We start from the raw sequence: 25,976 nt of genomic DNA, 5'->3' as shown, positions 1-25,976 counted from the left end.
TTGCCACTGAATGTCCAATTATGTCAAAGAAGTATGACTGTTTTCTTGCAGTATATAGCGAAGAAAAACAGACGATTTTCACGACATACGTTATGGTCAAGGCAAGGTGAGATTCAGGAGCAAAACCATGTGGGAGACGCGGGCGTTAGAACTGAATAATCAGGATATATGGAACTGGTCATCGGTATGCAATCTGGTCAGGTATGCCTCTCAGCACGGCTTTAATACTATCGTGGTGGGGCAGGCAGATCTCTTCGGTAAGCTGGTGTCCCCGAAGGGATATACGCCTTTTCACTATAACGATAGCGTTTCCAGTCAGCAGCGAGCGCGCTGTGTCTACCTTAATCGTCTCGCCATGTATTGCCGCGAGCAGGGGCTGCGATTTTATTTACAGGCGAAAGAGCTGGGGTTCCCAACGGAATTGCTGTTGTCGCATAAGTATCTGCTGGATAACCAGCAAGGGATCCTTTTTGATGTCGATTTCTGGAGCCGCTGGCTGACAGACAAAATTCGCGGCGTTTGTCAGGGAATTCCAGCGTTAACGGGGTTAATTATTGCGCTTTCCAGCACCGATGGTTTATTGCCGATTACGCGTCCTAAATGGGATATAAACGCCAGGGATGAGCCTGAAAATGCCCGGCAACCGTCGCAAAGCTTTGTGCTCTATCGCCGTTGTTTTCAGGCGCTGAGCCAGGTGGTTAGCGCGCAAAATAAACATCTGGTTTTACGGGTTTTCCCTGCAAGTAATGATGATCTTGGCACCGTTCTCGATGCTATCGAGCCGCTTCCGCCAACCGTTTCGGTATCGATCAAGTTAACGCCAGAACGTTTCTGGCCAGCATTTCCAAATAATCCCGCGCTGCTTCAGGTCACTCTGCGCGACGTCTGGGTTGATATTGATTTAGCCGGCGAAGAGGTGGGTTGGGGCGTTATGCCTTTCTTGCGCATCGATGAGTTAAAAGGCCGACTGCTGTGGTGCCAAAGCGCGAATCCCAGAATCACCGGTGCGATATGCAAAACCAGTTGGGAGAGCGTTGATAACCACTGGATACCGGAAACGTTAAGCGAATGCAATTTGTTTGCCTGTAGCCAGCTGTTAGGTCATGGCGCGGGAAAGACCCAGGAGCAGCTGTTGGATCTCTGGCTGGCTGAGCGTTACGGCTGGTGCCCCGATGTTTCAGTCGCCCGCCGTTTTCAGCAGCTACTGGAGCAGGCAACGGAGCTGCTTTACCAGGCGATTTACGTCCGCGATCACGTTTTTCACCGCCATAGTCAGCTACCGGAAAGCTATGGTCAGGCCGTATGGAGTTTGTACAGCCAGCTGGCGCGCGATCACTGGCTGCCGGGGTCGGCCCAGGACATCCACTTCACGCGTGACGATCCGCAAAAATCGATGGAAAACCTCACGCGAATTGCGCAAGAGAAGGATGAGGTCGCGGCAGATGCCCTGAAACTATGCGCGCAGGCGCTGGAGTTTGCCGAGAATGCCGCGTTTCCCGCGGCGCTCTATCGGCTCTGGCAGAATGAATGGCGTGGGCTAGCGCTCTACTGTCAGCTGTTCACGCATGCGCAGAAGGCTTTTTTTACGCTGCATTTTGCTCGTGAGGTGGAGAATAGCTGGAGTATGAGAGAAATCTGCCATATCAACGTGCAGGCGTTGTATCAGGGGGCATCCGAAATGGAGATGCTTTGCCAGCAGATGCGCGAAGCATCGCCTGGGTTTCATATTATGTTCGATGCGGGTCGGGTTCGTAGCCTGGCTGATAGCCTGAGCAGCGAACTGTCGGCGCTCAGGCATTAGGTATTACCGCGTGCGGTATAAAGCCTCGACCAGGCTGAGTATCGCCAGCGCCTGGCCATATGGCATCGCGGTCAGGGGGATCCGCCGGTAATGGTCAAGATCGTGTCCCATTGCCGTGCCAAATGAGACCTGGGTTAATTCCCCCTCCGGCGAGATATGCTTAATAATGCCTGCAATTGCTCGTTCGGCAACGGGCAGATAGCGGTCGTCGAGGTAGCCGAGACGTATCGCTTTCAGGATACCGGCTGCGAATCCCCCCGTTGCTGAGGCTTCAGCGTAGCTTGTGGCATCATCTAATAGCGTCGGCCATAGCCCGTTTTCACATTGACAGCGGGCGAGGGCGGATACCTGGCCCTGCAGGATGTTACAGAGCTGGCGATAGAAGGCGTCATGCTCATCAAGATTGAGCATTTCCAGCAGTTCAGGAATCGCCAATGTTATCCAGCTATTACCGCGAGCCCATAGCGCCCCGGCAAAATGGTGCCTGCCGTTGAAGTTCCAGCCGTGAAACCATAAACCGCTTTTTCTGTCCGTAAGGTAGTGAAGGTGCTGTAGAAATTGAAATTTTGCTTCTTCTACCCAGTAAGGTTTTTGTAATAAAAGCCCAAGCCTGGCCAGAGGCAGAATCGCCATCATCAAGGTGTCATCCCAGATTTGCTGATAATGCGCGTTTTCGTAGGTGACATGCTGCATGCAGCCTTCATCAGTACGTGGAATCTGACGATAAAGCGCATCTCCCCAGACTTCCAGATACGCGCGCCATTCGTGACGAGCGTCCTGCTGGTAGCGACCGGCAAGCGTCAAAAAAGGGATCGCGGTGTTAATATTTTTCTCCGGCGTTCCTTCGGCGAAGCGGGCGCTGAACCAGTCGTCAATAATCTGCCTGGCGCGAGACGATCCGGTAAGTTCATGGTAGCGGTAGAGACCAAACAAGCCGATGCCATGTGTCCATTCCCATCCCGCCCAGCCTTTTGTGTCAATCACGCGCCCGTCAGGCAGGCGCTGCAGGAATTGACCGCTGTCATCCTGAATAGCGGTGAGGCTATCGATCAGTTTTTCGATAAGAAGGATGAGTTCAGGATGGCTTATTTTCTGCGACATAGTGATTCCCTTGTGTTGTCGTTTCAGCAATGTGCTGCCAGTGGGTATTCATATGCGGATGTCCGGTAAGCAGCTCTACGGTTTGTCGTACCTGCGTTGATGCATCTTCTGGTTTACCGCCAGACCGCAGACGCTCTAGCTCGCAGGTCAGCGTCTGATGACACTCCTGGCTTAGACGAAAGCGAAACGCACCGTACATCGCCAGCAGAGTGAGTAAACCCGGTCCGATAAGGAATACCCACCAGATGCCGTTTAGCGCGGCGGCATCTTGCGATTCAGCGCCTTTGGTAAAGCCAAACGCCTCCAGCGCCAGTCCGACAATAAACAGGGCTAGCGCCTGGGAAAATTTGCGCGTTAGCATCATGACGCCCGCGTAAATGCCTTCACGTCTGACGCCGGTATAAGCTTCATCCACATCAGGTAAAAAGTTGTAGACGTTCCATGGGATAAGATAGGTTCCGCCGCGTGCGATACCCATCACGATGGCTCCACCCAATAAGAGCCATGACAAATGACTTATGGAGGCGGAAAGCTGGCTGAACCACAATAAGGCGCACATAATCAATCCAATCGCCAATTTGTAGGCGTTGCCGTTGCCGATGCGAATACAAAGCCAGGTAAAGAAAGGGATGGCAAAAAATTGAAATAGCGTCATCAGGCTCATTGCCTGGGAAGCTAAGGATGCGCCGACCTGAAGTACGTAGGTGAGATAGTGCATAAACAGCGAGCCGAAAATATCCAGGGCGACGGCTCCGCCCACGTACATCATGATGTGAATGCGAAAAGTACGTAAACGGAAAGTTGAAGCCATCTCTCGATACAGCGAGATAAGTGTTTTTCCCATCCCGCGCTGAGCCGAAGGCGGCGGCAGATTCTCCCGCTCCCAGGTTCCCCGCCAAACGAAGATCCACGGTAGGGCGAAGAGTACGGAAAAGACCAGGCCGATATATAAAAATGCCTGCGATTTATCGGCGACGTGCGCCAAAATTTGTCCTGGGATAAGTGCAGATAAAAACGCTGTCGCCTGGGCAAATAGCATCCGCGCGCCAGACATTTTTGAACGCAGATCGTAACGCGATGTCATCTCCGCGGGCAGCGTATCGTAGGGCACCATCAAGAGAGTAAAAACGGTGCTGAATAACAAATAAGTGCCAAGATACCAGGCATAGCCAAAACCGCTTACCCACATCAGGGCAAAGCAAAAAGAGAGCGGCGCGCCGATAATAAAGAATAGTCGGCGTCGCCCCCAGCGCGTGCGAATATTGTCGGTGATATAACCCATGATCGGGTCGGTGATGCCATCCCAAATTTTGGCGATCGCAAAGATGGATGCGGCGGCGGCGGGAGAAAGACCCGCCACTTCAATATAAAAATAAAGCAGCCAAAGCCCGGTGATCGTCATTGCGCCGCTGCCGAAGATATCGCCCATCCCCCAGCAGAGAATATTGCGTGTTTTTACTTCCCGTGGTGCCGTTACTGTCCTCGTCATTTTTCCTGTCTCTTCTGTCAGTAAAGAGGAAGTAGCACAGTAAAAGAGGTGAAAATTTTGCGGAATCGTCATCAAGTCGCTTTTGTTAAGAACTGAGAGCGAGGCGTTGAAAGCGGATTAAATGAAATAAATAGCGTGATATGGCCAGCAGTATTCGCACGGGCGAAAAAATGAAATGTGATGTCTATCGCTATTTCTGCGGAAGATGGGAGAAGAAATGTGTGCTTAATCACAGATGAACGGCGGGAAAAAAGGGAGTTGTGAGAATGCCGACAGATTACCTATGTCAGGGCTGTTTTGCCCTACGGCGATCGATAATGACTGTGTTCAGATAGCTTTCCCGTTTCATCTCAGGAAAACTTATGAACATTTTTCTTTCAAACTGGCACCCGCACGCAGATGGTATGACTCGCGACACTGAGATTTTTCAAAAAGCGCTGGATACCTTATCGCAAGCGGGCGGCGGTACGCTGGTGGTGGAAAGTGGAAAATATTACCTTGGCGGGTTACGCATGGGGTCAAATACCTGTCTGTGGTTGTCACCCGGTGCGGAACTCATCGTCAGCGATAATTATGCTGACTTCACCCAGGCGGTGGCCTTAAGCCGTGCAGAGTGCTCCGACCGGGCTTTTCTCTATGCCCGGGATGCCGAAAATATCTCGATTTGTGGGGGCGGTACTATTTACGGTAATGCCGATGGTTGGTTCTCCTCATCGGTTGACGATATGGGCTATCGCACGCCCGCCGAACAGCGACCGCGCATCATTCTTCTGGAAAATTGCCAGCGGGTCAGGCTGGAAAATATCCGTGTACACCATGCGCCGATGTGGACCATTCATCTTGTTTCGTGTTCACAGGTGGTGATTGATGGCATTAGCGTTGATAACGATCTGACCATGGCGAATACTGATGCGCTGGATATCGATAGCTGTCAGCAGGTACATATTGCTAATAGTTTTTTTAGTGCGGCGGACGATGCAATTTGTCTGAAAACCACCGATAAACCGGCGGCTATCCAACGACCTTTACGTCAAGTGACAATCGTCAATTGTACCCTGCACTCAAAAAGCTGCGCTTTTAAAATCGGCACGGAAACCTGGCAAGATATTGAAGATATTGTGGTCAGCAATTGCACTATCTTTGATTCGAATCGCGGTATTGGCCTGATTTCACGCGATGGTGGCCGGCTACGAAGAATGCTCTTTACCAGCATGACTTTTGCGTGTGTGGCGGCGCCAGCCTGTCACTGGGGGGAGGCGGACCCGATTTTCCTCTCCGCGCGTCGCAGGCATCCGCAGATCGAGCCCGGTGAGATTACGCAAATCCAGTTTCGCGGGCTTAGCGGAGAATGTGAAGGCGCCATCAATATGCACAGTGAAACCCCAGCCACGATCAATCGAATACGACTTGAGAATATTCAGCTTACCCAGCGGCTGCATCGCCACGGCGGGCAGGGGAATTATGATATTCGTCCGCCTTGTAATCCTCTTTCGCCAACAGGAATGGGTATCGATAACGCCTGGTGCCTCAATCCAGAGACGGGAAAGGCCTGGGGAGTCGAACCCTATCCTGGAGGGCTACCCGTCCTGTTTGCGCAAGGGGTTTCCGATTTGGTCGTCAGAGGACTTGATTGGCAGCGTCCAGTCCCCCTACCGGCAGGCTGGAACACGCAAGCGCTGTGTCTGGAAAAGTGCGAGCGGTCATCGGTGCGGGAAGCCTGAGCCAATGAAAAACGCCTCCAGCGGACGCCAGAGGCGGGAAAGTTTACTCTTCTGCCGCGTATCCCTGCGGCGGAAGAGGAACATTGTCAAGCCAGGCTTCGTTGCCCTCCGCGCGCAGGCGGCCGTCGACAAACCAGCTGATAGCCAGGGGGTAGATATCGTGTTCCTGAGCTTGTACGCGGGCGGTGATGTCGTCTTCGGTATCTTCAGCGAACACCGGTACCTTAGCCTGCAGAACCACCGGGCCTCCGTCCAGTTCGTCAGTGACGAAATGCACCGATGTTCCGTGCTCTTCATCACCATTTTCCAGCGCCTGGCGATGGGTGTGCAGCCCCGGATACTTTGGCAGCAGGGAAGGGTGGATATTCAGCATACGCCCCTGATAGTGGGCGACAAAAGCCGGGCTAAGAATCCGCATGTAGCCGGCCAGCACCACCAGATCCGGCGCGTAAGCATCGATCTCGTGCATCAGCTCGCGGTCAAAGGCTTCCCGGTTGGCAAACTGGCTGGCGGCGAGCGCGTGAGCCGGAATATTGGCCACGCGCGCGCGCTCAAGGCCGAACGCGTCGGCCTTGTTGCTGAAGACTGCACGCAGGGTGCCGTTGATTTTCTTCCGGGCGCAGGCGTCAATGATCGCCTGCAGGTTGCTACCGTTACCGGAAATCAGCACCACGATGTTTTTCATTCAATGACCACACGCTGTTCGGAATCAGAGGCTTTGATATACCCTATTTTCCACGCGCTTTCACCTTTGTCGTTCAGGAAGGCAACGGCTTTATCCGCCGCTTCCGCCGGCAGCGCGATAACCATGCCAACGCCGCAGTTAAAGGTGCGATACATTTCGTGGCTGCTGACGTTACCGGCGGTTTGCAGCCAGTTGAACACGTCCGGCCACTGCCAGGAGGATTCATCGATGACTGCCTGAGTGTTGTCCGGCAGGACGCGCGGGATGTTTTCCCAGAAGCCGCCGCCGGTCAGGTGGGCGATGGCGTGCACGTCGACGTTGGCAATCAGGTCGAGTACGGATTTCACATAAATGCGGGTCGGCGCCAGCAGATGGTCGGCCAGTGGCTTACCGTTGAGATCGGTGGTTTGCGGGTCAACGCCGCTGACTTCGATAATTTTGCGCACCAGAGAGTAGCCGTTCGAGTGCGGGCCGCTGGAAGCCAGCGCCACCAGCACGTCGCCGTCGGCCACTTTGCTACCGTCGATAATTTCTGATTTTTCTACTACGCCGACGCAGAAACCAGCCACATCATAGTCTTCGCCGTGGTACATGCCCGGCATTTCCGCCGTCTCGCCGCCCACCAGCGCGCAGCCTGACTGCAGGCAGCCTTCAGCGATGCCGCTGATTACGCTCGCCGCGGTATCGACATCCAGTTTGCCGGTGGCGTAGTAATCCAGGAAGAACAGCGGCTCTGCGCCCTGAACCACAAGGTCGTTTACGCACATGGCGACCAGGTCGATACCGATAGTGTCGTGACGCTTCAGGTCCATCGCCAGACGCAGCTTGGTGCCGACGCCGTCGGTGCCGGAGACCAGAACCGGTTCGCGATACTTCTGCGGCAGCGCGCACAGCGCGCCGAATCCGCCCAGTCCACCCATCACTTCCGGGCGACGGGTTTTCTTCACCACGCCCTTAATACGGTCGACGAGAGCGTTGCCTGCATCAATATCCACGCCGGCATCTTTATAGCTGAGAGAGGTTTTATCGGTCACTGCGAAGTCTCCACGCGTTTGCGGTAGCAATAAAAAACGGCGCAATTCTAACAGGGATAGCAAACGTTTGCGAGCCTGCTTTGCAGTCGACGTAAAACGGCCGTTAAGTGCGCAAATTTGATACTGTTCACGAAAATGAAACCGGGTACAGTCTTCTGCTTGCCAGCGTTGCCGGGAATAATCATCATGCCACTGAAACCGGTTTCTTTTGTGCTGCAAGCAGAGAGAAACCGTGAATTTGATGGATTCTGGAGGAAAGCTGAGGATGAAAATTGCCGCATTTGATATCGGTGGCACGGCGTTAAAAATGGGGGTAATGACGCGCGAAGGCACGCTGCTGGAGAAAGGAAAGCAGACCATCATCGACAGCGACGGCGACCAGATCCTGCAGGCGATGCTGGTGTGGATCGCCGCGCACCCGGCGTGCGAAGGGGTGGCCATCAGCGCGCCCGGCTACGTTAACCCGCATACCGGCTTTATCGAAATGGGCGGCGCCATCCGTAAATTCGATAACTTCGCCATCAAGGACTGGCTTGAGCAGCAGGTGCGCCTGCCCGTGGCCATTGAGAACGATGCTAACTGCGTACTGCTGGCCGAGCGCTGGCGGGGTAAAGCCGCCGACATGAGCAACTTTCTGGTCCTGACCATCGGCACCGGCATCGGCGGGGCGATTTTCTGTAATAACCAGCTGGTCCACGGCGCGCGCTTCCGCGCCGGCGAGTTCGGCTATATGCAAACCGCGCGTCCGGGTACCCGCGATGTGCGGCGCTATTCGATGAATGAAAACTGCACGCTGCGCGTGCTGCGCCATCGCTACGCTGAGCATATCGGTAAGGCGCTGGATGACGTCACTGGCGAAGAGATTTTTGACCGCTACGATGCGGGCGACGCCATCTGTCGACGTCTGGTCGCGGAATTCTTTAACGGCCTGGGCACCGGACTATATAACCTCGTTAACTTATTCGACCCGCAAACGATTTTGATCGGCGGCGGGATTGTGGAACGGCCGGGCTTTCTGGCGCTGCTGCGCGAACATCTGGCCTGGTTTGGCATTGCGGAATATATCGACACCGTTAGCCACGGCAACGATGCCGGGCTGGTAGGCGCGGTTTACCATTTCAATCAGCAATACCGGTCGCATAGCGGCGACTGCGCATAGGGAGAGAACATGTCTGGATTTAAAGAAGGTTTTCTGTGGGGCGGCGCGGTGGCGGCGCATCAGCTGGAAGGCGGCTGGAAAGAGGGCGGTAAAGGGGTTAGCGTCGCCGACGTGATGACCGCAGGCGCGCACGGCGTACCGCGCGAAATCACCGATGGCGTGTTGCCGGGGAAAAACTACCCCAACCACGAGGCGATCGATTTTTATCATCGCTATAAAGACGACATTCAGCTGTTTGCCGAAATGGGCTTCAAGTGCTTCCGTACCTCTATCGCCTGGACGCGCATCTTTCCGCTGGGCGATGAGCAAGAGCCTAACGAAGCCGGGCTGCAGTTTTACGACGACCTGTTCGATGAGTGCCGCAAGCACGGCATCGAGCCGGTGATTACGCTCTCCCACTTCGAAATGCCGTACCATCTGGTGACGGAGTACGGCGGCTGGCGTAACCGTAAACTGATTGATTTCTTCGTCCGCTTTGCCCAGGTGGTGTTTACCCGCTACCAGCATAAAGTGAAGTACTGGATGACCTTCAATGAGATCAATAACCAGGCCAACTTCCACGAGGATTTTGCGCCGTTTACCAACTCCGGACTGAAATATCTGCCGGGAGAGGACCGCGAGCCGGTTATGTATCAGGCGGCGCACTATGAACTGGTCGCCAGCGCGCTGGCGGTTAAAGCCGCTCGCGAAATTAACCCGTCATTGTGGGTTGGCTGCATGATCGCCATGTGCCCGATTTACCCGCTGAGCTGCGCGCCCAACGACATGATGATGGCGATGAACGCCATGCACCGCCGCTACTGGTTTACCGATGTTCACGTCCGCGGCCGCTACCCGCAGCATCTGCTGAACTACTTCGAGCGCCGCGGATTTGCGCTGGATATCACCGAAGAAGACCGCGTGGCGCTGACCCAGGGCTGCGTCGACTATATCGGCTTTAGCTACTATATGTCGTTCGCCACGAAAGCAACGGATGACAACCCGCAGCTGGATTATGATGAAAGCAAGAGCCTGGTCTCTAACCCGTACGTGCAGAAGTCAGATTGGGGCTGGCAGATTGATCCGGTCGGGCTGCGCTACTCCCTGAACTGGTTCTGGGATCACTATCAGCTGCCGCTGTTTATCGTCGAGAACGGCTTCGGCGCCATTGATGTTCGCGAAGCGGACGGTTCGGTGGATGACCAGTATCGAATCGACTATCTCTCTGCCCATATCGCCGAGATGAAAAAAGCGGTCGTTGAGGATGGCGTGGACCTGATGGGCTACACCCCATGGGGCTGTATCGACCTGGTCTCCGCGGGAACCGGTGAGATGAAAAAACGCTACGGCTTTATCTATGTAGATAAGGACAATGAGGGCAACGGCACGCTGGCGCGTAGCCGCAAGAAATCTTTTGCCTGGTATCAGCAGGTTATCGGCAGCAACGGCGACAAGCTATAAAACTGCCGTAAAGCCCCATCCAGCCCCGCCTTCGCGGGGTTTTTTTATTTTGTCTTATACTGGCTCAGGCAGCGTAAAGCATTTTGGTTGATCCCGGTCAAACATATCGGCTATGGCGTAAAAGGTAAAAGGCGGTATAATCCGGCGATTTTTTTGTGGCTGCCCCTCAGAGGAGAAAGAGAATGAAGATCGTGGAAGTGAAACACCCACTCGTCAAACACAAGCTGGGCCTGATGCGTGAGCACGACATCAGCACCAAACGCTTCCGTGAACTCGCCTCAGAAGTTGGCAGCTTACTGACTTATGAAGCAACTTCCGATCTGGCGACTGAAAAAGTCACCATCGAAGGCTGGAACGGCCCGGTAGAAATTGAGCAGATCAAAGGCAAGAAAATTACCGTTGTGCCGATTCTGCGCGCGGGTCTGGGAATGATGGAAGGCGTGCTTGAGCACGTACCCAGCGCGCGCATCAGCGTGGTGGGCATCTACCGTAACGAAGAGACCCTTGAGCCGGTTCCTTACTTCCAGAAGCTGGTATCTAATATCGACGAACGCATGGCGCTGGTGGTTGACCCGATGCTGGCAACCGGCGGTTCAATGATCGCCACCATCGACCTGCTGAAAAAAGCGGGCTGCAGCAGCATTAAGGTGCTGGTTCTGGTGGCGGCCCCGGAAGGCATCGCCGCGCTGGAAAAAGCGCATCCGGACGTTGAGCTGTACACCGCGTCCATTGACCAGGGCCTGAACGAGCACGGATACATTATTCCGGGGCTCGGCGACGCCGGCGATAAGATTTTTGGTACGAAATAATTGATGAAGTAGAAAAAGCCGACTTTGAGAGTCGGCTTTTTTTTGAATAAAACACACCAACAGCAATCAACAAACGACTCTCAGAGGAAAATGCCATGACGCGCCGTGCTATCGGGGTGAGTGAAAGACCGCCGCTTTTACAGACAATCCCGCTTAGTTTGCAACATCTGTTCGCCATGTTTGGCGCAACGGTACTGGTGCCCGTTCTGTTCCATATCAACCCGGCTACGGTACTGCTGTTTAACGGCATCGGAACGCTGTTATATCTTTTCATCTGCAAAGGCAAAATTCCGGCTTATCTTGGATCGAGCTTTGCGTTTATCTCTCCGGTGCTGCTTTTGCTGCCGCTAGGTTACGAAGTCGCTCTCGGCGGATTCATCATGTGCGGCGTGCTGTTTTGCATCGTCTCCTTTATCGTCAAAAAAGCTGGAACCGGCTGGCTGGACGTGATGTTCCCGCCGGCGGCGATGGGGGCGATTGTCGCGGTTATCGGCCTGGAGCTGGCGGGCGTCGCGGCGAACATGGCCGGTTTGCTGCCCGCTGACGGGCAATCGCCGGACAGCAAAACCATCATTATTTCGATGGTGACGCTGGCGGTGACGGTTTTCGGTTCGGTGCTGTTCCGCGGTTTCCTGGCGATTATCCCGATTTTAATCGGCGTGCTGGTCGGCTACGCGCTCTCCTTCGTGATGGGCGTCGTCGATACCACGCCCATCGCCGATGCCCACTGGTTCGCGCTGCCGACCTTCTACACCCCGCGCTTTGAATGGTTTGCGATTTTCACCATTCTGCCCGCCGCGCTGGTGGTGATCGCCGAACACGTTGGACATCTGGTGGTGACGGCCAATATCGTCAAAAAAGATCTGATCCGCGATCCGGGCCTGCATCGTTCAATGTTTGCCAACGGCCTGTCTACGGTGATCTCCGGCTTCTTTGGCTCAACGCCAAACACCACCTACGGTGAGAACATTGGCGTGATGGCGATCACCCGCGTCTACAGCACCTGGGTTATCGGCGGCGCGGCGATCATCGCGATTCTGCTCTCCTGCGTCGGCAAGCTGGCGGCGGCGATCCAGATTATCCCGCTGCCGGTAATGGGCGGCGTTTCGCTGCTGCTGTACGGGGTCATCGGCGCATCCGGGATTCGCGTGCTGATCGAATCTAAAGTCGATTACAACAAGGCGCAGAACCTGATTCTGACCTCCGTTATCCTGATCATCGGCGTCAGCGGCGCGAAAGTGCATATCGGCGCCGCTGAGCTGAAAGGCATGGCGCTGGCGACCATTGTCGGCATCGGCCTGAGCCTGATCTTCAAGCTGATAAGCGTGCTGCGTCCGGAAGAGGTGGTCCTCGACGCTGTGGATAGCGAAGAAGCAAAACATTGATCCCTATACCGGGCGGCGATCCCGCCCGGTTCTCTCCTTGCCTATTTCTGTGCTAAACTCTCCGCGTTTTTCTGCAAGCCTATGTTGAGGTCCATCTGAACGCACCGGCACAGCTCTCTTTGCCACTGTATCTTCCCGATGATGAAACTTTCGCGAGTTTCTGGCCGGGTGATAACCCTTCTCTTCTTGCTGCCCTTCAGAACGTGCTGCGGCAGGATCATAGCGGATACATCTATATCTGGTCACGGGAAGGGGCGGGGCGCAGCCATCTCCTGCACGCGGCCTGCGCGGAACTCTCCCAGCGCGGCGATGCGGTGGGCTACGTTCCGCTGGATAAACGGACGTGGTTCGTTCCTGAAGTGCTGGATGGAATGGAACAGCTGTCGCTGGTTTGCATCGATAATATTGAATGCGTGGCGGGCGATGAACTGTGGGAAATGGCGATTTTCGACCTCTACAACCGCATCCTCGAGTCTGGTAAAACCCGGCTGCTGATCACCGGCGATCGACCGCCGCGCCAGCTTAATCTCGGGTTGCCGGATCTGGCCTCGCGTCTCGACTGGGGGCAAATCTACAAGCTGCAGCCGCTGTCGGATGAAGATAAGCTCCAGGCGCTTCAGCTGCGCGCCAGGCTGCGCGGTTTCGAAATGCCGGAAGACGTCTGCCGCTTCCTGCTCAAGCGCCTGGATCGCGAAATGCGTTCGCTATTTATGACCCTCGATCAGCTCGATCGCGCTTCGATTACCGCCCAGCGCAAGCTGACCATTCCTTTTGTAAAAGAGATCCTCAAGCTTTAGCAGAGCTGCGGCTTGAGGCTCCTCCTGTTTAGTTGACGATCTCCAGTACCTGCTCCGGCGGACGACCGATACGGGCCTCGCCGTGGCTGACGACGATAGGCCGCTCAATCAGCTTTGGATTATCGATCATTGCCTGGATCAGCGCCTCTTCGCTGAGCTGCGGATTAGCGAGATCGAGGGATTTATAGAGATCTTCTTTCTGGCGCATTAAGTCGCGCGCGCTGGCCATTCCCAGCATCTTCAGCAGCTGGCGCAGCGTGGCGGCATCCGGCGGCGTCTCCAGATAGAGCACCACTTCAGGGTCGATGCCGTTAGCCTTCAGCAGGCTCAGGGTGTCGCGACTCTTGGAGCAGCGCGGATTGTGATAGATTTTGACCGTATCGGACATGAGATCTCCTTACATTTTCTGGTACGGTTTGAAGCGTTCCTGCAGCTGACGCAGCTGATCGATACGCGCATCGTAGCGGGCCTGCTGCAGGCTGCCTAATTTCACCTGTGAGCTGGCGCTGCTGAGCAGGGTAATGGCCTGATCGAGTCGGCCTACCAGCGCCATGCCTTCCGCGCGCGCTGCCAGCTCCTGATCGCGATTTCCCAGCTTAGCTTCCGCTTGCGCCAGCAAATCCCAACCATTGACGTCATCTTTATTGTTAAAGGTATAGCGGTTAAGGATCGTCGCCGCTTCCCCCGGCTGCCCGCCTTCCAGCAGGGCGTTGGCGAGGTTGAGCTGTAGTACCGGGTTAGTACGCAGTTCCCGGGCGCCCTTCAGGCGGTTAATCGCGTCTGTGGCTCGCTTTTGTCCGAGATCGATATCGGTCGCCAGGTCAAGGTACCAGGCATTTTGCGGTTCGGCGCTCAGCAGCGGCTGTAGCGTTTTGCGCGCCAGATCGTAATTGTTGCTGCCCATCGCCAGCAGCGCGCGGCCGTACTGGGCGGCGTGCTGTTCGCGAATATTGCCTTTTTCCCAGTTGCTCAGCAGGTCGTTGCCCAGCTTATTGTCGCCGGAGGTGTACATTCCGAGCGTTCTGGCTTTCGCCAGGTAGAAGTCAGGCGAGGATTGCACGACCACCGGGCGCATCTGGTTCGCACGGTTGCGGGCGTCGGCGAGACGGCTTTCCGGTAAGGGGTGGGTCAGCAGCATTTCCGGCGGCCGGGTCGAGTAACGCGACTCGTCAAGCAGCTTGCCCATAAACGCCGGCATCGCCTGCGGATCGAAACCTGAACGTTGAAGGACCTGAATACCAATGCGGTCGGCCTCTTCCTCGTTTTGGCGGGTAAAGCTGATCAGCCCCTGCTGGCTGCCCGCCAGGGTGCCGGTCAGCGCGGCCATGCCGGCCTGCGGGCTGGCCATCGCCAGCAGAATCGACCCCAGCGCGCCAACCCAGGTCAGCGGAGCGTTGCGCTTTTGGTCTTCCATCGCGCGGGCAAGGTGGCGCTGGGTGACGTGAGAAATTTCGTGCGCCATGACCGACGCCAGCTCGCTTTCATTATCCGAGTAGCGGAACAGCGCCGAGTGCAGTACGACGTTACCGCCGAAGAAAGCAAAGGCGTTTATTTGATCGTTGTTAATCAGATAAAAGTGGAACGGAGTGCGCACCGAATTGGCGTGCGCCACCAGGCGCATGCCTAAACCGTTGATATATTGCACCAGCAGCGGATCGTTAATTAACGGCGCGCTGCCGCGCAGCTGGCGCACGTAATAATCTCCCATCTGCATTTCCTGGCCAATGGAGAGCGTGCTTCCTGCGGAGGTGCCCATGTCCGGCAGAGTGTCTGCGGTATCGGCAAAAGCAGGTAATATTGAACCCAGCGTCAGCGACGCTATGACGGTCGCCACCAGCGTTTTCTTCAACTGCCTGAACATAACCTCTGTCCTGTAATGTAGGTGTGCCAGTTTGACCGATTGTGCGGCGTAATGTTCCCTGACCGCAAGCAGGTTCAGCGAGTTTAGCCGTCGTTCGCGGCGTTGCAAATATGATATTCACCCGGTCATTAATGTTTGTGGTTTTACCCATAAAAAGCGAAGTCTTTTTTGTGACATTTCGATACAATTCCCGAGATTGTTACAGCTCCGCTCTTCAGGGAAGGGTTTTATGCTTCAGATGTTAATGCAGTGGTACCGTCGTCGGTTCAGCGATCCGGAGGCGATAGCGCTGCTGGTCATTTTGCTGGCTGGGTTCGGCATTATGTTTTTCTTCAGCGGCCTGCTGGCACCTCTACTGGTATCTATTGTTCTGGCCTATTTGCTGGAGTGGCCCACCGTCAGGCTGGAGCGTATCGGTTTTTCACGTACCTGGGCCACCTCGGTCGTTCTGATTTTGTTCGTTGGCATCCTGCTGTTGATGGCGTTTGTGGTGATGCCGGTTGCCTGGCAGCAGGGCATTTATCTGATCCGCGATATGCCGGGAATGCTGAATAAACTTTCCGATTTCGCCGCGACGGTGCCGCGCCGTTATCCGGCCTTAATGGATGCCGGCATTATCGACGCGATGGCGGAGAATATGCGCAGCCGCATGTTAACCGTAGGCGATTCGGTAGTGAAGTATTCGCTGGCCTCGCTGGTCGGGCTGCTGACCCTGGCGGTCTATCTGGTGCTGGTGCCGCTGATGGTTTTCTTTCTGCTGAAGGATAAAGAGCAGATGCTTAACGCCGTACGCCGGGTGCTGCCGCGCAACCGCGGGCTGGCCGGGCAGGTGTGGAAAGAGATGAACCAGCAAATTACCAACTATATCCGCGGCAAGGTGCTGGAGATGATCGTCGTCGGCGTGGCGACGTGGATTGGCTTTATCCTATTTGGCCTCAACTATTCGCTGCTGCTGGCGGTACTGGTGGGGTTCTCGGTATTAATCCCCTATATCGGCGCGTTTGTGGTCACCATTCCGGTGGTGGGCGTGGCGCTGTTCCAGTTTGGCGCAGGAACCGAGTTCTGGAGCCTGTTTGCGGTGTACCTGATTATTCAGGCGCTGGATGGCAACCTGCTGGTACCGGTACTGTTCTCGGAAGCGGTTAACCTGCATCCGCTGGTGATTATTCTGTCGGTGGTGATTTTTGGCGGTCTGTGGGGATTCTGGGGCGTATTCTTCGCGATTCCGCTGGCGACGCTCATCAAAGCGGTGGTGCACGCCTGGCCGGATGGCCTGATCGTGGAAGACGAGCATTAGCGCGAAGCCGCAAGGAATGCCCTAAAAAAAGACGCCGGGTGGTTGAGAACGACCCGGCGTCTTGCGTTTGTCTTAGCGTCAGGCGTTTTCTTTCAGCCAGTTCAGCACCACGTCGTGGTGATTGCTGGTTTTGAAATCATCAAACACATGTTCGATTTTGCCGTTGGCGTCGATGAGGAAGCTAATACGATGGATACCGTCGTAGGTTTTCCCCATAAAGGTTTTTTCACCCCAGATACCAAACTGCTCGCATACCTGATGATCTTCATCAGACAGGAGAGTGAAGTTCAGCAGCTCTTTTTCGGCGAAACGGGAGAGTTTTTCTGGTTTATCCGTACTGATACCCAGTACTTCAACGCCTGCTTTTTTCAGGTCGTCCATATTATCGCGTAAACCGCACGCCTGTACGGTGCAGCCCGGGGTCATGGCTTTCGGATAAAAATAAACCAGAACACGCTGTCCCTGGAAGTCGGTCAAATTTACTTCCTCGCCGTCCTGGTCCGGTAAGCTAAATTTCGGTGCAATATCACCGGCTTTCAGTGGGTTCATCACTCAAACTCCATCCTGTTCATCATGCTGTGAATAATTAACAATGTTAATACTGCCTTGTGCATTCAGTTCTGTACATAGGGCTTTGAACGCTTGTTCGATATTTGATGCATTTTGCGTAGTCGGGCTGTGGGCGGTGATCTGGATAAAAAGCTGTGCTGACTCGTCGTTTGCACCGGGCTGAGTGCGGGAAACCAGCTCGGCAATGTTCATTTTCCACGTATCGCACAGCGCCGTAAATCGCTCAATGATATGCGGCGAATCCGGCACCTCAACCTGAACCCAGACGGTGTTCTGCATCGCCTGAGGCGGCCTCGCGGTTGTACGCTTCATCACGATAAGCAGATCCAGCTCGGCGCCTTTCAGCGGCAGAGTTGACTCAATCAGGTTAATTGCATTCCACGAGCCGGAAAGCAGCATGATAAACGTAAACTCATCGCCAAGCATGGCCAGCCGACTGTCTTCGATATTACAGCCGCAGCTGCTGACGTGACGAGTGATCGTATTCACGATGCCTGGGCGGTCAGCACCCAACGCGGTAATAACCAGATAGTGTTGTAATGAGGCTGTCAAACCTGTTCTTCCTTTAAAAAGGTGAGGTAACGTTAGGAAAGCATAAAAAAAACCGGCATACAACATCCCTGATGGCATCGGGTCTCTTGCTTTTATTGCGACTCCAAACGTAACATTGAGAATCTTGTCCCACTTATGCTCTGAGGATGGCCCATGTTTACGGGAAGTATTGTAGCGCTTGTCACGCCGATGGATGAAAACGGCAACGTCTGCCGGTCAAGCCTGAAAAAACTGATTGATTATCATGTCGCCAGCGGCACCTCGGCGATTGTTTCGGTAGGAACTACCGGAGAGTCCGCAACATTGAGCCATGAAGAGCATGGTGACGTGGTCATGCAGACGCTGGAACTGGCCGACGGGCGTATTCCGGTTATTGCCGGCACCGGTGCAAATGCAACCGCAGAGGCGATTAGCCTGACCAAACGATTTAACGATAGCGGCGTGGTTGGCTGCCTGACGGTCACGCCGTATTACAACCGTCCGACCCAGGAAGGGCTGTTCCAACACTTTAAAGCTATCGCAGAGCATACTGACCTGCCGCAAATCCTGTATAATGTGCCGTCCCGTACCGGTTGCGATATGCTGCCTGAAACCGTTGGCCGTCTGGCGGAAATTAAAAATATTATCGGTATTAAGGAAGCGACGGGGAACTTAAGCCGCGTTCATCAGATCAAAGAGCTGGTTTCAGATGACTTTATTCTGCTGAGCGGCGATGACGCGACCGGAATGGACTTTATGCAGCTTGGCGGTCACGGCGTGATTTCCGTAACGACAAACGTTGCGGCGCGCGAAATGGCCGAGATGTGCCGACTGGCGCTAGCAGGTCAATTTGCCGAAGCTCGTGCGATTAACCAGCGTCTGATGCCATTGCATACCAAATTATTTGTCGAACCCAACCCTATCCCGGTCAAATGGGCCTGTAAGGCGTTGGGTCTTGTGGCGACCGATACGTTACGCCTGCCGATGACCCCGATTACCGAAAACGGTACTAAGGTCGTTACCGCAGCGCTGAAGCATGCCGGTTTGCTGTAAAGTTTAGGGAGATTTGATGGCTTACTCAGTACAGAAGTCGCGCCTGGCGAAGGTTGCGGGTGTTTCGCTGGTTCTACTCCTCGCGGCCTGTAGTTCTGACTCGCGCTATAAGCGTCAGGTGAGCGGCGACGAGGCCTATTTGCAGGCTACGCCGCTTAGTGAACTTCACGCGCCAGCAGGGATGATCCTGCCGGTTCAGGTGGGTGATTATAATATTCCGGTTGCAACCAGCACCGGTAACACAGGCAAAGCCCTGGACATCCGTCCGCCGGCCCAGCCTCTGGCGCTGGTCAGCGGCGCGCGTACGCAGTTTAACGGTGATACCGCAACGCTGATGGTGGAAAACGGTCGCAGCGGTTCGCTGTGGGCGCAGGTGGCAAGCATCGTGCAGTCGAAAAACTACACTATCGCTAAACGCGACGATGCCAGCCAGACGCTGAATACCGACTGGGTCGAATGGAATCGCCTCGATGAAGACCAGCAGTACCGTGGTCGCTATCAAATCTCAGTTAAGCAGCAGGGCTATCAGCAGGCGGTGATCGTGAAGCTGGTGAATCTGGAGCAGGCGGGTAAACCTGTTGCCGATCCGGCTTCGCTGCAGCGCTACAGTACCGCCATGCTGAACGTCATTTCCGAAGGTCTGGATCTGAACGCCACCAGCGCGCAGAACGCCGCGCAGAAAAATGCCGGGGCAACCTTCGACGTGCAGAGCGGGGCTGATGATACCGGCCTGCCGATGCTGATCGTTCGCGCACCGTTTAATCTGGTATGGCAACGCCTGCCGGGCGCGCTGGAAAAAGTGGGTATGAAGGTAACTGATAGTTCTCGCTCTCAGGGTAACTTGTCCGTGACCTATAAACCCCTTTCCGACAGCGGCTGGACCGATCTGGGCGCTCGCGACCCGCAGCTGGTGTCCGGCGATTATAAACTGCAGGTCGGGGACCTCGATAACCGCAGCAGTCTGCAGTTCATCGACCCGAAAGGTCATACTCTGACGCAGTCGCAAAATGATGCCCTGGTTGCCGTATTCCAGGCCGCATTAAGTAAGTAATTAACAGGGCTGGAGCAATCCGGCCCTTTTTAATGTATAGTGACGCAAACGTGTGCGTCGGCAGAAAAGCACAAATTTTTATCGTTAATCATCACTGGAGTGACAAAGATGCAAAAGCAAGCTGAGTTGTATCGTGGTAAAGCGAAGACGGTATACAGCACCGAAAACCCGGATCTGTTGATACTCGAATTCCGTAACGATACGTCAGCAGGGGACGGCGCTCGCATTGAGCAGTTCGATCGTAAAGGCATGGTGAACAACAAGTTTAACCATTTCATTATGAGCAAGCTGGCGGAAGCGGGTATCCCGACCCAGATGGAAGCGCTGTTGTCCGATACCGAGTGTCTGGTTAAAAAGCTGGATATGGTGCCGGTGGAGTGCGTGGTGCGCAACCGCGCCGCCGGGTCGCTGGTGAAACGCTTAGGGATTGAAGAAGGCATTGAGCTGAACCCGCCGCTGTTCGATCTGTTCCTGAAGAACGACGCCATGCACGATCCGATGGTCAACGAATCCTATTGCGAAACCTTTGGCTGGGTGAGCAAAGAGAACCTGGCGCGGATGCAGGAGCTGACCTTCAAAGCTAACGATGTGCTGAAAAAGCTGTTTGACGACGCGGGCCTGATCCTTGTGGACTTCAAGCTGGAGTTTGGTCTGTTCAAAGGCGAAGTGGTGCTGGGAGACGAATTCTCTCCGGACGGCAGTCGTCTGTGGGATAAAAATACCCTGGATAAAATGGACAAAGACCGCTTCCGCCAGAGCCTCGGCGGCCTGATTGAAGCCTACGAAGAAGTCGCCCATCGCCTGGGCGTGAAGCTCGACTAATCCCCCGACGCCAGAAGAAGTTTTCTTCTTCTGGCGCTCTTCTTGCTGTTTCCTGTGGTAATCCTTCGCTGAACCGCCTACGATCTTATTCATTGGTTAATATGATGAATTGAGGTGCTTATGCGCTGGCAAGGACGTCGCGAAAGCGACAATGTGGAAGATCGTCGTGGTCAATCAGGTTCACCGATGGGCGGCGGAGGCGGTTTTCGTCTCCCCAGCGGCAAAGGCGGCATCGTGCTGCTGATTATTGTCCTGGTGGCGGGCTATTACGGCGTAGATTTAACCGGCATGCTGACCGGCGAACCGGTAACACAACAGCAAACCACCACTCAACGCTCCATCAGCCCGCAGGATGAAGAGGCCGCGAAATTCACGAAGGTGATTCTGGCGGACACGGAAGATACCTGGGGCGCGATTTTTAAAGATATGGGCCGCCAGTACGCGCAGCCGAAGCTGGTGATGTATCGCGGCGCGACGCGGACCGCCTGCGGCACCGGCCAATCGGTGATGGGGCCTTTTTACTGCCCTGCGGACAGCACGGTGTATATCGACCTGTCATTCTACGATGAGATGCAAAGCAAGCTCGGCGCCGGCGGCGACTTCGCGCAGGGCTACGTTATCGCCCACGAGGTTGGCCATCACGTTCAAAAGCTGCTGGGTATTGAATCGAAAGTGCGCCAGCTGCAGCAAAACGCTTCGCAGGCGGAAGCGAATCGCCTGTCGGTGAAAATGGAGCTACAGGCGGACTGCTTCGCGGGCGTCTGGGGCTACAATATGCAGAAGCAGGACTACATGGAGACCGGCGATCTGCAGGAAGCGCTGAACGCCGCAGAGGCGATTGGCGACGATCGCCTGCAGCAGCAGAGCCAGGGGCGCGTGGTGCCGGACAGCTTTACCCACGGAACGTCGCAGCAGCGCTATACCTGGTTTAAACGCGGCTTTGATAGCGGCGACCCGGCGCAGTGCAACACCTTCGGCAACGCGCTGTAATGCTCTCCGGCCATGGATGAACTGCGTCACCTGACGGCGCAGATGGCGCGCGAAGGTATTCGTCGTCTGCTGGTTCTCAGCGGCGACGATGCCTGGACCCTGCGTCAGGCGCAAACAGTACGTACTGAGCTGGCCTCAGACGGACTGTGGGTCGGTCCGCGGCCGATGCCTGAACCGTACGCCTCGCCTGCTGCCCTGAAATCGCTACTGGGCCGCGAATTTCAGCACGCCTTTTTCGATGCCCGCGAGGGTTTTGACGTCGCGGCGTTTGCCGCGTTAGCCGGTACGCTGCGCGCCGGGAGCTGGCTGGTATTACTCACGCCCGACTTCGCGCAATGGCCGGCTCGTCCTGATGCGGATTCTCTGCGCTGGAGCGATGCTCCCGACCCCATCTCCACGCCGAATTTTGTTTATCGTTTTTGCCAACAGAGTAGTGCGGATAACGCGTCCATTCTCTGGCGGCAGGGCGAGGAGTGCGTAGTGCCGGCGTTTGCCGCGCGTCCGCGATGGCGTCCCGCCGATGGTCATCCGCTGGCGGAGCAGGCCGCCGTGCTTGCCGAACTGTCCGGTTCCCCTCCTGGTATTGCGGCGCTGACCGCCGAACGCGGACGAGGAAAGTCCGCTCTCGCGGGAATGCTTATTCGCCAGTTGGCAGGCGATGCCATCGTCACGGCACCGGCGCGCGCGGCGACGGAGGTCATGGCGGCTTTCGCCGGTGAGGCTTTCCGCTTTATGGCCCCCGACGCATTGCTGGCTTCCGACTGCACCGCCGGATGGCTGATTGTTGACGAGGCCGCCGCTATCCCCGGGCCGCTGCTGCGCCAGCTTGTCTCCCGCTTCCCAAGGACGCTATTGACCACCACCGTGCAGGGGTACGAAGGGACCGGGCGCGGCTTTTTGCTTAAGTTTTGCGCCAGCTTTGCGCATCTGCGGCAGTTTAGCCTGACGGCGCCCATCCGTTGGGCGAGCGGCTGTCCGCTGGAGGCGGCGATTGCGCGGCTGCTGCTGTTCAACGACGAGACCTTTCAGCACGCGCCAGGCGGCGATATCGCGCTGGAAAGCGTCAGCCAGCAGAGCTGGCGGCGACAGCCTGCGTTACCAGAAGCGATGTATCAGCTGCTCTCCGGCGCCCACTATCGCACGTCGCCGCTGGATCTGCGGCGCATGATGGATGCGCCGGGGCAGCATTTTACCTGCGCCCGCAGCGGCAACCGCATCGCCGGGGCGCTGTGGCTGGTGGAGGAGGGCGGTCTTGAGCCATCCCTTAGCCAGGCGGTGTGGGCCGGCTACCGCCGTCCGCGCGGTAATCTGGTGGCGCAGTCGCTGGCGGCGCACGGCGGCAGCCCGCTAGCGGCCACGCTGACAGGGCTGCGTATCAGCCGTATTGCCGTGCATCCGGCTCGCCAGCGCGAAGGGCTGGGGCAGCGGCTGGTGGCCCAGGCGGCGTCGCAGGGTGCGGAGCGGGATTATCTGTCGGTGAGTTTCGGCTACACGCCTGAGCTGTGGCGCTTCTGGCAACGCTGCGGTTTTACGCTGGTGCGGCTGGGCACCCATCGGGAAGCCAGCAGCGGCTGTTATACCGCGATGGCGCTCTATCCTCTCAGCGAAGCGGGCCAGCGGCTGGCAAGCGAAGAGTCCGCGCGTCTGCTGCGCGATGAGTTCTGGCTGCGCGACTGGCGAGATGAGCCTTCGCCGTTGCCGGAGCGGAAAGCGACTATTCTTAGTGAAGAGGACTGGCTGGAAGTGGCGGGTTTTGCTTTTGCCCATCGTCCGCTGCTGACCTCGGCGGGTAGCCTCAATCGCCTGCTTATACGGGTGGATCTGCCGCTTCCGGCGCTGCGGGCCCGCCTGCAGCAGCAGGATGAGACCACGGTTTGCCGAACGCTAGGTTTATCCGGACGGAAAGCGCTTCTGGTCAGGCTGCGCGAAGAAGCGGCGCAGGCGCTATCAGGCGTGAATGCGGATCGTGCCAACGACCTGCGCCAGCAGGTTCAAATGCTGCAATTTTTTTAACTAACTCCTTCAGCTAAATGGCATGGTCATATTTCGCCTGCGGCGTAAACTTCCTTGCAGACATTAAGGAGACAGCCATGAAACACGATCATTTTATTGTTCAAAGTCCCGCGACACCTGCACAGCAACTGCTGCTGCTGTTTCATGGCGTCGGCGATAACCCGGTGGCAATGGGGCAAATCGGCAGCTGGTTTGCGCCGCTCTTTCCCGAAGCGCTGATCGTCAGCATCGGCGGCGCGGAGCCGTGCGGCCCGCCTCCGGGGCGCCAGTGGTTCTCCGTGCAGGGCGTCAGCGAAGAAAACCGCCAGCAGCGCGTGGATGCGATCATGCCGACCTTCATTGAAACGGTTCGCTACTGGCAACAGAAGAGCGGCGTCAGCCCGCAGGCGACGGCGCTGATCGGCTTCTCGCAGGGGGCGATTATGTCGCTGGAGAGCATTAAAGCCGAGCCGGGTTTGGCATCGCGGGTGATCGCCTTTAACGGCCGCTATGCGACGCTGCCGGAGACGGCGACGACCGCGACCACCGTGCACCTGATCCACGGCGGCGAAGATCGGGTGATCGATCTGGCGTGGGCGGTGGCGGGGCAGGAGGCGCTGCAGCAGGCCGGCGGTGACGTGACGCTGGATATTGTTGAAGATTTGGGGCACGCGATTGACGATCGCAGTATGCAGTTTGCCCTCGATCATCTGCGCTTTACCGTACCGAAGCACTATTTCGACGAAGCGCTCAGCGGTAGCACGCCAAAAGACAGCGATATTATTGAACTGCTGTAAATAAAAATCCCGGAGGCGATGCTGCGCATCTGTCCGGGCTACTGGACCTACAGACGGCAGTGAACTCGTAGCCCGGGCAAGGCGCGTCGAGCGCCGCCCCCGGGAACAAAGCGCGCAGGGGAACCGCGCATTCCAGGAGGCGATGCTATGCATCTGTCCAGGCTACCGGTCCCGCAGGCGGAAGCGTTGCGTGGACCGGGCGATGTCTTTGCTGCAATCTGAAATAAATTGCTTACTTCTTCTTCGACGGGTCGTTCTTCGGCCAGTCGTCGTCATCGTCCCACTTGTCGTTGAAGTCGCGATGCGGCGGCAGGTCCGGCTTATTGTTGAGGAATTTTTTGTGGTCAACGCGGGTCAGATCTTTAATCACGTTAATCATCACGCCCACCAAAAATACCAACACCAGAACCCACCAGTATTTCGTTAGCCAATCCATGCGCTTACCTCTTCTCTATTGATGCCGTCAGGCGACCAGCTGTTCCATGATGCGCTGGTACATCCGCGCTAGCAGCTGGAGGTCGGCGGCATTCACACACTCGTTTATTTTATGAATGGTGGCGTTCACTGGCCCCAGTTCAACCACCTGCGCCCCCATACGCGCGATAAAACGCCCATCGGAGGTGCCGCCGTTAGTCAGCAGCTGCGGTTTTATTTCATTATAGTGCTCAATGGCGTTAACCACCGCATCAACCAGCTTACCGCGGCTGGTCAGGAACGGCTGACCCGAGAGCCACCAGTCAACGCTGTAGCGCAGCGCGTATTTCTCCAGCAGCGCCACGACGCGCGCTTTAATCATTTCGTCGGTCAGCTCGGTACTAAAGCGGAAGTTGAACTGGACGAACATATCGCCGGGAATCACGTTGTTGCTGCCGGTCCCGGACTGCACGTTGGCGATTTGCATACTGGTCGGCGGAAAAAATTCGTTGCCCTTATCCCACTCGATAGTCACCAGCTCCGCCAGCATCGGCGCGGCGCGGTGAACCGGGTTATCGGCGAGGTGCGGATAGGCCACGTGCCCCTGCACGCCGTGAATGGTCAGGTTGCAGGTCAGCGAGCCGCGACGGCCGTTTTTCACCACATCGCCGACGACTTCGGTGCTTGAGGGTTCACCGACCAGGCAGTAGTCCAGACGCTCGTTGCGCGCCATCAGCGCTTCCACAACCTTAACGGTGCCGTTTTTGGCGCTGGCCTCTTCATCCGAGGTGATCAGAAAGGCCAGACGGCCTTTATGGTCCGGATACTGGGCGACAAAGCGCTCGGCGGCAACCACCATCGCCGCAAGCGAGCCTTTCATATCGGCCGCGCCGCGGCCAAACAGCATGCCGTCGCGAATAGTCGGCTCAAAAGGGGGGTTAATCCAGCGATCGGCATCGCCCGACGGGACGACATCGGTATGACCGGCGAACGCCAGCGTTTCCCCGCGCCCGCGCCAGGCCCAGAAGTTTTGGGTATCCCCGAAATCCATCGGTTCAACGGTAAAGCCAATCGCACGCAGACGTTCAATCATTAACGCCTGGCATCCCGCATCATCGGGGCTGAGGGAAGGGCGGCGAATAAGCTGCTGAGCCAGCTCAATGACCGGGCAAGACAT

Annotated in this window: 24 protein-coding genes; 14 read left to right on the top strand and 10 right to left on the bottom strand. The window is 56.1% G+C overall.

Annotation, left to right across the window (positions count from 1 at the left end):
- Positions 1 to 127 precede the first annotated feature (127 nt).
- The gene (locus BWI76_RS20990; RefSeq protein ID WP_004136483.1) at positions 128 to 1,801 is read left to right on the top strand and encodes a hypothetical protein; all 1,674 of its coding nucleotides are present in this window, start codon (positions 128 to 130) and stop codon (positions 1,799 to 1,801) included.
- A 3-nt stretch (positions 1,802 to 1,804) separates the two neighbouring features.
- Here the strand turns inward: BWI76_RS20990 and BWI76_RS20985 are convergent, their stop codons facing one another.
- Both BWI76_RS20985 and BWI76_RS20980 read right to left on the bottom strand, forming a co-directional pair.
- Positions 1,805 to 2,902: a glycoside hydrolase family 105 protein gene (locus tag BWI76_RS20985; RefSeq protein ID WP_004136485.1), complete on the bottom strand. Its 1,098-nt coding sequence runs from the start codon at positions 2,900 to 2,902 to the stop codon at positions 1,805 to 1,807.
- Positions 2,877 to 4,331 (bottom strand): MFS transporter, encoded by a 1,455-nt coding sequence (locus BWI76_RS20980; RefSeq protein WP_049088330.1) that lies wholly within the window; start codon positions 4,329 to 4,331, stop codon positions 2,877 to 2,879. Before BWI76_RS20980 ends, BWI76_RS20985 begins: the two co-directional genes overlap by 26 nt.
- 422 nt (positions 4,332 to 4,753) lie before the next feature.
- Here BWI76_RS20980 and BWI76_RS20975 point away from each other — a divergent pair, with 422 nt between their 5' ends.
- Complete coding sequence (locus BWI76_RS20975) at positions 4,754 to 6,112, top strand: glycoside hydrolase family 28 protein (RefSeq protein WP_049086061.1); 1,359 nt, start codon at positions 4,754 to 4,756, stop codon at positions 6,110 to 6,112.
- A 43-nt stretch (positions 6,113 to 6,155) separates the two neighbouring features.
- On the opposite strand, the gene purN is transcribed toward BWI76_RS20975, so the two are convergent.
- Both purN and purM read right to left on the bottom strand, forming a co-directional pair.
- On the bottom strand, positions 6,156 to 6,797 hold the full coding sequence (purN, locus tag BWI76_RS20970; protein ID WP_004136490.1) for a phosphoribosylglycinamide formyltransferase: 642 nt from the start codon (positions 6,795 to 6,797) through the stop codon (positions 6,156 to 6,158).
- On the bottom strand, positions 6,794 to 7,831 hold the full coding sequence (purM, locus tag BWI76_RS20965; RefSeq protein ID WP_004136492.1) for a phosphoribosylformylglycinamidine cyclo-ligase: 1,038 nt from the start codon (positions 7,829 to 7,831) through the stop codon (positions 6,794 to 6,796). Before purM ends, purN begins: the two co-directional genes overlap by 4 nt.
- Before the next feature lie 265 nt (positions 7,832 to 8,096).
- Between purM and bglK the strand changes: the two genes are divergently transcribed.
- The 5 genes from bglK (at position 8,097) to BWI76_RS20935 (ending at position 13,421) form a co-directional block, all read left to right on the top strand.
- On the top strand, positions 8,097 to 8,990 hold the full coding sequence (bglK, locus tag BWI76_RS20960; protein WP_004136493.1) for a beta-glucoside kinase BglK: 894 nt from the start codon (positions 8,097 to 8,099) through the stop codon (positions 8,988 to 8,990).
- Positions 8,991 to 8,999: 9 nt separating this feature from the next.
- On the top strand, positions 9,000 to 10,430 hold the full coding sequence (locus BWI76_RS20955) for a 6-phospho-beta-glucosidase (RefSeq protein ID WP_004136494.1): 1,431 nt from the start codon (positions 9,000 to 9,002) through the stop codon (positions 10,428 to 10,430).
- A gap of 182 nt (positions 10,431 to 10,612) precedes the next feature.
- A complete protein-coding gene (gene upp / locus BWI76_RS20945; RefSeq protein ID WP_004123492.1) occupies positions 10,613 to 11,239 on the top strand; it encodes a uracil phosphoribosyltransferase in 627 nt (208 codons plus the stop codon).
- 95 nt (positions 11,240 to 11,334) lie between these two features.
- Positions 11,335 to 12,624 carry a uracil permease gene (gene uraA / locus BWI76_RS20940; RefSeq protein WP_024359333.1) on the top strand — a complete coding sequence of 430 codons (1,290 nt, stop codon included), beginning with the start codon at positions 11,335 to 11,337 and terminating at the stop codon, positions 12,622 to 12,624.
- Between the two features lie 95 nt (positions 12,625 to 12,719).
- Entirely contained in the window at positions 12,720 to 13,421 is a 702-nt protein-coding gene (locus BWI76_RS20935; protein WP_212739160.1) for a DnaA inactivator Hda, read from the top strand.
- A 28-nt stretch (positions 13,422 to 13,449) separates the two neighbouring features.
- On the opposite strand, the gene arsC is transcribed toward BWI76_RS20935, so the two are convergent.
- Together arsC and bepA are read right to left on the bottom strand one after the other, a co-directional pair.
- Positions 13,450 to 13,809, bottom strand: coding sequence for an arsenate reductase (glutaredoxin) (gene arsC, locus BWI76_RS20930; protein ID WP_004136504.1), 360 nt, complete (start codon positions 13,807 to 13,809; stop codon positions 13,450 to 13,452).
- 9 nt (positions 13,810 to 13,818) lie between these two features.
- The gene (gene bepA, locus BWI76_RS20925; protein ID WP_004136506.1) at positions 13,819 to 15,282 is read right to left on the bottom strand and encodes a beta-barrel assembly-enhancing protease; all 1,464 of its coding nucleotides are present in this window, start codon (positions 15,280 to 15,282) and stop codon (positions 13,819 to 13,821) included.
- 229 nt (positions 15,283 to 15,511) lie between these two features.
- Here bepA and BWI76_RS20920 point away from each other — a divergent pair, with 229 nt between their 5' ends.
- Positions 15,512 to 16,579: an AI-2E family transporter gene (locus BWI76_RS20920; protein ID WP_004123481.1), complete on the top strand. Its 1,068-nt coding sequence runs from the start codon at positions 15,512 to 15,514 to the stop codon at positions 16,577 to 16,579.
- Positions 16,580 to 16,657: 78 nt separating this feature from the next.
- Here BWI76_RS20920 and bcp read toward each other — a convergent pair whose 3' ends face one another.
- Positions 16,658 to 17,128 carry a thioredoxin-dependent thiol peroxidase gene (gene bcp, locus BWI76_RS20915; RefSeq protein ID WP_004104423.1) on the bottom strand — a complete coding sequence of 157 codons (471 nt, stop codon included), beginning with the start codon at positions 17,126 to 17,128 and terminating at the stop codon, positions 16,658 to 16,660.
- Positions 17,129 to 17,131: 3 nt separating this feature from the next.
- Positions 17,132 to 17,701 carry a glycine cleavage system transcriptional repressor gene (locus BWI76_RS20910; protein ID WP_004123480.1) on the bottom strand — a complete coding sequence of 190 codons (570 nt, stop codon included), beginning with the start codon at positions 17,699 to 17,701 and terminating at the stop codon, positions 17,132 to 17,134.
- 153 nt (positions 17,702 to 17,854) lie between these two features.
- On the opposite strand from BWI76_RS20910, the gene dapA reads away from it, so the two are divergent.
- From dapA to ypfH, 6 genes are all read left to right on the top strand, one after another.
- A complete protein-coding gene (dapA, locus tag BWI76_RS20905; RefSeq protein ID WP_004136508.1) occupies positions 17,855 to 18,733 on the top strand; it encodes a 4-hydroxy-tetrahydrodipicolinate synthase in 879 nt (292 codons plus the stop codon).
- Between the two features lie 16 nt (positions 18,734 to 18,749).
- A complete protein-coding gene (gene bamC / locus BWI76_RS20900; protein WP_004104418.1) occupies positions 18,750 to 19,784 on the top strand; it encodes an outer membrane protein assembly factor BamC in 1,035 nt (344 codons plus the stop codon).
- A 108-nt stretch (positions 19,785 to 19,892) separates the two neighbouring features.
- Positions 19,893 to 20,606 (top strand): phosphoribosylaminoimidazolesuccinocarboxamide synthase, encoded by a 714-nt coding sequence (gene purC / locus BWI76_RS20895; protein WP_004136516.1) that lies wholly within the window; start codon positions 19,893 to 19,895, stop codon positions 20,604 to 20,606.
- Positions 20,607 to 20,726: 120 nt separating this feature from the next.
- Positions 20,727 to 21,596, top strand: coding sequence for a neutral zinc metallopeptidase (locus BWI76_RS20890; protein ID WP_024359331.1), 870 nt, complete (start codon positions 20,727 to 20,729; stop codon positions 21,594 to 21,596).
- A gap of 12 nt (positions 21,597 to 21,608) precedes the next feature.
- Entirely contained in the window at positions 21,609 to 23,609 is a 2,001-nt protein-coding gene (locus BWI76_RS20885) for a tRNA(Met) cytidine acetyltransferase TmcA (RefSeq protein WP_049086062.1), read from the top strand.
- Positions 23,610 to 23,686: 77 nt separating this feature from the next.
- On the top strand, positions 23,687 to 24,385 hold the full coding sequence (gene ypfH / locus BWI76_RS20880; protein ID WP_004136522.1) for an esterase: 699 nt from the start codon (positions 23,687 to 23,689) through the stop codon (positions 24,383 to 24,385).
- A 232-nt stretch (positions 24,386 to 24,617) separates the two neighbouring features.
- Here ypfH and BWI76_RS20875 read toward each other — a convergent pair whose 3' ends face one another.
- Both BWI76_RS20875 and dapE read right to left on the bottom strand, forming a co-directional pair.
- Positions 24,618 to 24,821, bottom strand: coding sequence for a YpfN family protein (locus tag BWI76_RS20875; protein WP_004123464.1), 204 nt, complete (start codon positions 24,819 to 24,821; stop codon positions 24,618 to 24,620).
- A 27-nt stretch (positions 24,822 to 24,848) separates the two neighbouring features.
- A complete protein-coding gene (gene dapE, locus BWI76_RS20870) occupies positions 24,849 to 25,976 on the bottom strand; it encodes a succinyl-diaminopimelate desuccinylase (RefSeq protein WP_004136523.1) in 1,128 nt (375 codons plus the stop codon).

The sequence above is a fragment of the Klebsiella sp. M5al genome (genome assembly GCF_002090195.1).
Classification (GTDB): Bacteria; Pseudomonadota; Gammaproteobacteria; order Enterobacterales; family Enterobacteriaceae; genus Klebsiella; species Klebsiella grimontii.
Note: the sequence above shows the minus strand (reverse complement) of the source record. Positions and strands in the feature narration are given on the sequence as shown.